The organism is Roseospira navarrensis (assembly GCF_009601025.1).
Classification (GTDB): Bacteria; Pseudomonadota; Alphaproteobacteria; order Rhodospirillales; family Rhodospirillaceae; genus Rhodospira; species Rhodospira navarrensis.
Map to the genome: position 1 here is coordinate 22,746 of NZ_WIVE01000057.1, position 6,000 is coordinate 28,745.

Genomic DNA, 6,000 nt, shown 5'->3' on the forward strand with positions numbered 1-6,000 from the left:
CGGGCCAAAGCGCCCGCCACCGGGCCTGCCACTGGGCCCGCCACCGGACCGCCCCGCAGCGGCCACGTTCGATGCGCGCATGTCCCCCCATTTGCGCCCCCGGATTGAACCTTTGGTAGATCGTGTTCGCGAGTATGCACGCCTCCGGGCCGCCCGCAAACCTGGACGAACGGCGGGGCGGACCGGCATGGTGTCGGCCGGGCCCCGCTTTGCGGCGCCACGACGCTTCCGCCGTCCGCCGCATCCTGCTAAAAGGCGGGGCGTTCCGGCGGTTCCGCCTTGTCCCGACGGCCTCTGACGATGACCGTTGGAGTCCGTGGCCGGGTGGGGGAGAGGGCTGCTGCCGCTGGTCTTGTTTGTTTTTCCCGACGGGTCCCATGAAACTCGCAATCATCGACTACGGGTCCGGCAACCTCCGCTCCGCCGCCAAGGCGTTCGAGCGGGCGGCGCTGGAGTCCCGCGCGCGCCTGGACATCGAGGTGACCGACAAGCCCGACCTTGTGGTCGCGGCCGACCGCATCGTGTTGCCCGGCGTGGGGGCCTTCGCCGACTGCCGGCGTGGGCTCGCCGCCGTGGACGGCATGATCGACGCCCTGACCGAGGCGGTGCAGGCGCGCGCGCGCCCCTTCCTGGGCATCTGTGTCGGCATGCAGCTCATGGCGCGCGAGGGGCGCGAGCACGGCAGTCACCCGGGGCTGGGCTGGATCGACGGCGTGGTGGAGGCCGTCACGCCCGCCGATCCCGCGCTCAAGATCCCCCACATGGGCTGGAACGACCTGATCGTCCCGGATGCCCGGCATCCGGTGCTGGCGGGGATCGCCACGGGCCAGCATGCCTATTTCGTCCACTCCTACGCCATGGTGCTGGACGATGCGGCCCAGGGTCTGGCCACCGTGGAATACGGCGGCCCGGTCACGGCCATGGTCGGCCGCGACACCATGGTGGGCACCCAGTTCCATCCCGAGAAGAGCCAGGCCACCGGCCTGCGCCTGATCGCCAACTTCCTGACCTGGACCCCGTGAGCCCATGATCCTGTTTCCCGCCATCGATCTGAAGGACGGCCAGTGCGTGCGCCTGCTCAAGGGCGACATGGACAAGGCGACGGTGTTCAGCGACAGCCCGGGCGCCCAGGCCGGCGCGTTCGTCGCGGCGGGGTGCCGATATCTGCACGTCGTGGACCTGAACGGCGCGTTCTCGGGCTATCCGGTGAACGAGGCGGCCGTTGACTCGATTCTCCAGGCCGCCGGCGAGACGCCCGTGCAGCTTGGCGGCGGCATCCGCGACCTGCAGACCGTCGAATTCTGGCTGGAAAAGGGCATCGCCCGGGTCATTCTGGGCACCGTCGCCCTGCGCGATCCCGCCCTGGTCCACAAGGCCTGCACCGAGTTTCCCGGCCGGGTCGCCGTGGGTATCGATGCCCGCGACGGCATGGTGGCCGTCGAGGGCTGGGCCGAGACCAGCAAGGTCACCGCCTTCGATCTCGCCTTGCGGTTCGAGGATGCGGGCGTGGACGCCATCATCCACACCGACATCGAGCGCGACGGCGCCATGAAGGGGCCGAACCTGGAAGCCACGGCGGCTCTGGCCGAACGCCTGACCACGCCGGTGATCCTGTCCGGCGGCATCTCGTCGCTGGGGGATCTGCGCACGGTGGCCGCCCAGGCCGGCCGGGGCATCATCGGCGTCATCAGCGGCCGGGCGCTGTACGACGGCCGCCTGGATCTGGCCGAGGCGCTGGCGCTGCTGGATGCCATGCGCGGCGAAGGGGGGCGCTGACATGCTCAAGATGCGCATCATCCCGTGCCTGGACGTGAAGGACGGCCGCGTCGTCAAGGGCGTGAACTTCGTCAATCTGCGCGATGCCGGCGATCCGGTTGAGCAGGCCACGGTCTATGACGCCGCCGGGGCGGACGAACTGTGCTTCCTGGACATCACCGCCAGCAGCGACAACCGCGAAACCCTCTATGACGTGGTGGCCCGCACCGCCGAACGCTGCTTCATGCCGCTGACCGTGGGCGGTGGCGTGCGCACGGTGGAGGATGTCCGCCGCCTGCTGCTGGCCGGGGCCGACAAGGTGTCGATCAACACTGCCGCCGTGCACAATCCCGAGTTTGTGCGCGAGGCGGCCGAGAAGTTCGGCACCCAGTGCATCGTGGTCGCCATCGACGCCAAGAGCGTGGGGGACGACCGCTTCGAGATCTTCACCCACGGCGGCCGCAAACCCACCGGGATCGAGGCCATCGGCTGGGCCAAACGCATGGTCGAGCTGGGGGCGGGCGAAATCCTGCTGACCAGCATGGACCGCGACGGCACCCGCCAGGGCTTCAACATCCCGCTGACCCGCGCCATCGCGGACGCGGTGACCGTGCCCGTCATCGCCTCCGGCGGTGTCGGCACGCTCGATCATCTGGTGGAGGGCATCCGGGACGGTCACGCGACCGCCGTGCTCGCCGCCTCCATCTTCCACTTCGGCGAACACACCATCGGCGAGGCCAAGGCCCACATGCGCGCGGCCGGAATCGCCGTGCGGGAGGACCCCAGTGACAGCCCCCGAACCTGACGGCCCGGCCGCCGCCTCCGCCCCCGACGCGCGGGTGCTCGACCACCTGAACCGGGTGGTGGCGGACCGCAAGGGCGCCGACCCCGCCACGTCCTATACCGCCAAGCTGTTCGCCAAGGGGCCGAACAAGATCGCCCAGAAGGTCGGCGAAGAGGCCACCGAGGTGGTCATTGCCGCCGTGGCCGAAGGCCGGGACAGCGTGGTGACCGAGAGCGCCGATCTGCTCTATCACCTGTCCGTGCTGTGGGCGCAGACCGGCGTGACGCCCGATGAGGTGTGGGCGGAGCTGGCCCGCCGCTTCGGCACCTCCGGCCTGGACGAGAAGGCCAGCCGCACGCCGGGTTGAAAGTTGGCGGCGGAGGCGATGAACCGGACGAGTCCGGTTCATCGCCGATCAAAGATTGGAGCCTCAGCGCCCCATGACCTGGGTCACGGCATCCACCACGTCTTCCACGTACAGGTCCCGGAAGTAGTGGGTCGCGCCGTGAACGACCTTCAGCGACACGTTCTCGCCTTCCACCCCGTTCATTTCGCCCATCAGGCCCGGCACCACATCGTCGGCGGTGCCGATGACGACGACCGTGGGCACCTCGATGTCGCTCAGCAGGGACGGCGTGTTCCGGCGCTGGTCGTCGGCGTAGTAGTCCAGCACGGTCCCGGCTGCCACCTCGGCGTCGTTGCAGTACAGGAAGCGGTCCAGCGTCATCATCTCGTCCGGGTTCATGCCCTCGGCCTTGGCCAGCAGGTCGGCCAGGGGCATGCCGGTCACCTCCTCGTACTGCGCGGCGAAGGCCTCGGCGTCCCACAGGGCGGGCGCGATCAGCACCACGCCCTTGATGCCCGGATCATCGGACTCGGCCGCGTACCAGGCGACCTGGTTGCCGCCGCGCGAGTGCCCGGCCAGGGTGATCGCCTTGACGCCCTGGTCCTCCAGCCAGTCCACCCAGGCGTCGATTTCGGCCAGGGCGTCGGTGTGCTTGTGGCGGTGGGGTCGGGTGCAGTCGAAGCTGCCGTGGCGATTGTCCACGCCCAGGCTCAGATTGATCGCCAGAGAGTTGATGTTGCGCTCGGCCAGGGCGTCCTGCAGCGACTCAATGATCTCCATCTTGTTGTGGGCCAGGGTGCCGTGGGTGATGAGCACCGTCGGGCCGATGGCGTCGGCCTCGGGCGGGACCCGGTGGTCTGCGGTCAGGGTCAGGCCGTCGTGGGCGAGGGTGACCTCCTCGGCCAGGGCGGGGCCGGCGACGGCCAGGGTCAGGCCGGCCGCGAGCAAGGCCCCGGGCAGGGTGGCGGGCAGGGTGGCGGGCAGCGTGCGCGGGGTCGTGAGGGTCATGGATGGTCCTCCCTGTGGGGGGTTGAGTGCGGGGCGGTTCATCCGCCCGCGTTGGCGACCGGCGCCAGCAGCCGGTCCACCGGCGCCAGATCGTCGGTCAGGATGAGATCGCCGTCGGCGGCGACCCGCGCCGCCAGCGCCGGCGGCTGCCAGCGCAGGCCGACGCGCGGGTCCTGGGGGTCCCCGACCATGGCGCCGGTCAGCGCGGCGACCGGGGTGGGGGCGTCGGCGGCGAGCATCAGGTAGGTGATGCGGCCGGACCCCGCCAACTGCTCCCGGTCGGCCCAGACCTCGACCGTGGGGAACACGGTGCGCCAGGTGCGGACCAGCGCCAGCAGGAAGCGGGGATCGTGGGCGTCGTCCACCACGTTCATCAGGTACAGACCGCCCTCGGCCAGCCGGGCGCGGATCAGCCGCGCGAATTCCTGCGTGGAGAGATGCGGCGGTGCCGAGAAGTCGTGGAACGCATCGCCCACGATGATGTCGAAGGGCCGATCCACCGGCCAGTCCCGGAGCGCCCGGCGGGCGTCGCCGTGGAGGATGCGGGCGATCGACGCCGGGTCGAACCAGGCGTGATCGCGGGCGGCGCGGGTCACGGCCGGGTCCACCTCGGCCACGACGATTTCGGCCTCGGGCAGGGTGGCGGCCCAGGCGCGCGGCAGGGTGTAGGCCCCGCCGCCGACGAAGAACGCCCGCACCGGCGGGGCCTCGGGTCCGATCAGGCCAAGCCGCACCCGGGCGAGGCGGTCCGTCAGCGCCACGTAAGGGGCGTAGAGCAGCGCCGGGTCATCGCGGTCGTTGATGCCGTGAACCATGTGGTCCAGCACCATCAGCGTGCTCGGCCGGCCGCTGTCGGCGCTGAAGTCCGCCGTCCGGATGCAGTAGTAGTCGCTTTCCACCGTGCAGGCGGGGGCCAGCGCGCCGGCGGTGTGGGTCCAGAGGCCGAGCGCGCCGGCCAGCAGACCCGTCGTGGCCCCGGCCAGGGCGGTGCGGCGGGGGGCCGCCCGGCGGGCCATGAACGCGAAGGGCAGGGCGCACAGGGCGTAGACGGCGGCGACCGCCAGCAGGGTGCCGATGGTCCCGATCCAGCTGATGAACACATAGCCGGCGAGCAGGGTTCCGGCGATGCCGCCCGCCGATCCCATGGCGTACATGATCCCGAGCGTGGCGCCCGGGCGGTCGGGCCGGGCGGCCATGGCGAGCCGGGTCAGCATGGGCGCGGCCATGCCCGCGAACAGGCTGGGCGGCAGGAACAGGATCAGCGTCATCAGGCCGATGCGGCCGACCACGCCCAGACCGAGCCCCTCGACCCAGGGCGCGACGGCGCGGATCAGGGGCACGGCGGCGGCCGTGGTCAGGGCGGCGGCGGCCAGGATCAGCGCCAGCCGGCCGGACGCGGTGGCGCGGTCGTCCCGGCTCCAGACTCCGCCCAGCCCGTTGCCGAGGGACAGGCCCGCCAGCACGACCGCGATCACGGCGGTCCAGGTGTACAGCGACATGCCCACGTAGGGGGCCAGCATGCGCCCGGCCACGATCTCGACGACCAGCGAGGCCGCCGACGTCAGCAGCAGCACGGCCGCGTACAGGGCGCGCACCCCCGTCCCGGCGCTCTGGGCCCGGGCCTTGGGGGCCGCCGCCCGGGCGGAGGCCTCCTCCATGCGCATCCTCCCCTGGCCCGATGGCCGGCGCGCCGCCGCTCGGGCTGTTTGCCTTACCCGGCCCGATCGGGCCGGCGCCGCGAAGCGGTCAGCATTATTAGCCTTTGTTGATATGCATCATAACGCCTGCGCGCAAGGATGCCAGCCAGGGCTCGGAATCCAGATGACAGGGGTGTCATGGTTCGTGCCCCATCACGAGAGCCGTCGCGCCCTTAGGGCGCTCAGGATGACAATTTCTATTAAAAGTGTGTCATCAACTCAGTTTGTGGCGGGTTCGGGCTGAGGCCGGAGGACCGCGTTTGCGATGGTGACGAGCTTTCTGGCAACGGCGAGGAGTGCGCCTTTTGGTGTCTTTTTGTTTCCGATAAGCCGTTCGTAGAAGGCCTTGAGGTCGGGGTTGTATCGCACGGCGGAGAGCGCGGCCATGAAGAGCTTGGATCGCAAGGCGC

Annotated in this window: 6 protein-coding genes and 1 pseudogene; 4 read left to right on the top strand and 3 right to left on the bottom strand. The window is 70.6% G+C overall.

What is annotated here, in order from left to right:
- Positions 1-377 precede the first annotated feature (377 nt).
- The 4 genes from hisH to GHC57_RS15035 are packed head-to-tail and all read left to right on the top strand — an operon-like array spanning position 378 to position 2,906.
- Positions 378-1,022 carry an imidazole glycerol phosphate synthase subunit HisH gene (gene hisH, locus GHC57_RS15020; RefSeq protein WP_153345705.1) on the top strand — a complete coding sequence of 215 codons (645 nt, stop codon included), beginning with the start codon at positions 378-380 and terminating at the stop codon, positions 1,020-1,022.
- A 4-nt stretch (positions 1,023-1,026) separates the two neighbouring features.
- The gene (hisA, locus tag GHC57_RS15025) at positions 1,027-1,776 is read left to right on the top strand and encodes a 1-(5-phosphoribosyl)-5-[(5-phosphoribosylamino)methylideneamino]imidazole-4-carboxamide isomerase (RefSeq protein ID WP_153345707.1); all 750 of its coding nucleotides are present in this window, start codon (positions 1,027-1,029) and stop codon (positions 1,774-1,776) included.
- 1 nt (position 1,777) lies between these two features.
- Positions 1,778-2,560, top strand: coding sequence for an imidazole glycerol phosphate synthase subunit HisF (gene hisF, locus GHC57_RS15030; RefSeq protein ID WP_153345709.1), 783 nt, complete (start codon positions 1,778-1,780; stop codon positions 2,558-2,560).
- 34 nt (positions 2,561-2,594) lie between these two features.
- Complete coding sequence (locus GHC57_RS15035) at positions 2,595-2,906, top strand: phosphoribosyl-ATP diphosphatase (protein WP_425500686.1); 312 nt, start codon at positions 2,595-2,597, stop codon at positions 2,904-2,906.
- A gap of 63 nt (positions 2,907-2,969) precedes the next feature.
- On the opposite strand, the gene GHC57_RS15040 is transcribed toward GHC57_RS15035, so the two are convergent.
- The 3 genes and pseudogenes from GHC57_RS15040 to GHC57_RS19605 form a co-directional block, all read right to left on the bottom strand.
- Positions 2,970-3,893: an alpha/beta hydrolase gene (locus tag GHC57_RS15040; RefSeq protein ID WP_153345711.1), complete on the bottom strand. Its 924-nt coding sequence runs from the start codon at positions 3,891-3,893 to the stop codon at positions 2,970-2,972.
- 38 nt (positions 3,894-3,931) lie between these two features.
- Complete coding sequence (locus GHC57_RS15045) at positions 3,932-5,551, bottom strand: fused MFS/spermidine synthase (protein WP_170294908.1); 1,620 nt, start codon at positions 5,549-5,551, stop codon at positions 3,932-3,934.
- Between the two features lie 258 nt (positions 5,552-5,809).
- Positions 5,810-6,000: pseudogene (locus tag GHC57_RS19605) on the bottom strand (IS110-like element ISEc32 family transposase); the annotation flags it as partial.

Excerpts from the sequence above, each read along its gene's own strand:
- hisH (WP_153345705.1), top strand. The coding sequence starts at position 378 with ATGAAACTCGCAATCATCGACTACGGGTCCGGCAACCTCCGCTCCGCC.
- hisA (WP_153345707.1), top strand. The coding sequence starts at position 1,027 with ATGATCCTGTTTCCCGCCATCGATCTGAAGGACGGCCAGTGCGTGCGC.
- hisF (WP_153345709.1), top strand. The coding sequence starts at position 1,778 with ATGCTCAAGATGCGCATCATCCCGTGCCTGGACGTGAAGGACGGCCGC.
- GHC57_RS15040 (WP_153345711.1), bottom strand. The coding sequence starts at position 3,893 with ATGACCCTCACGACCCCGCGCACGCTGCCCGCCACCCTGCCCGCCACC.
- GHC57_RS15045 (WP_170294908.1), bottom strand. The coding sequence starts at position 5,551 with ATGGAGGAGGCCTCCGCCCGGGCGGCGGCCCCCAAGGCCCGGGCCCAG.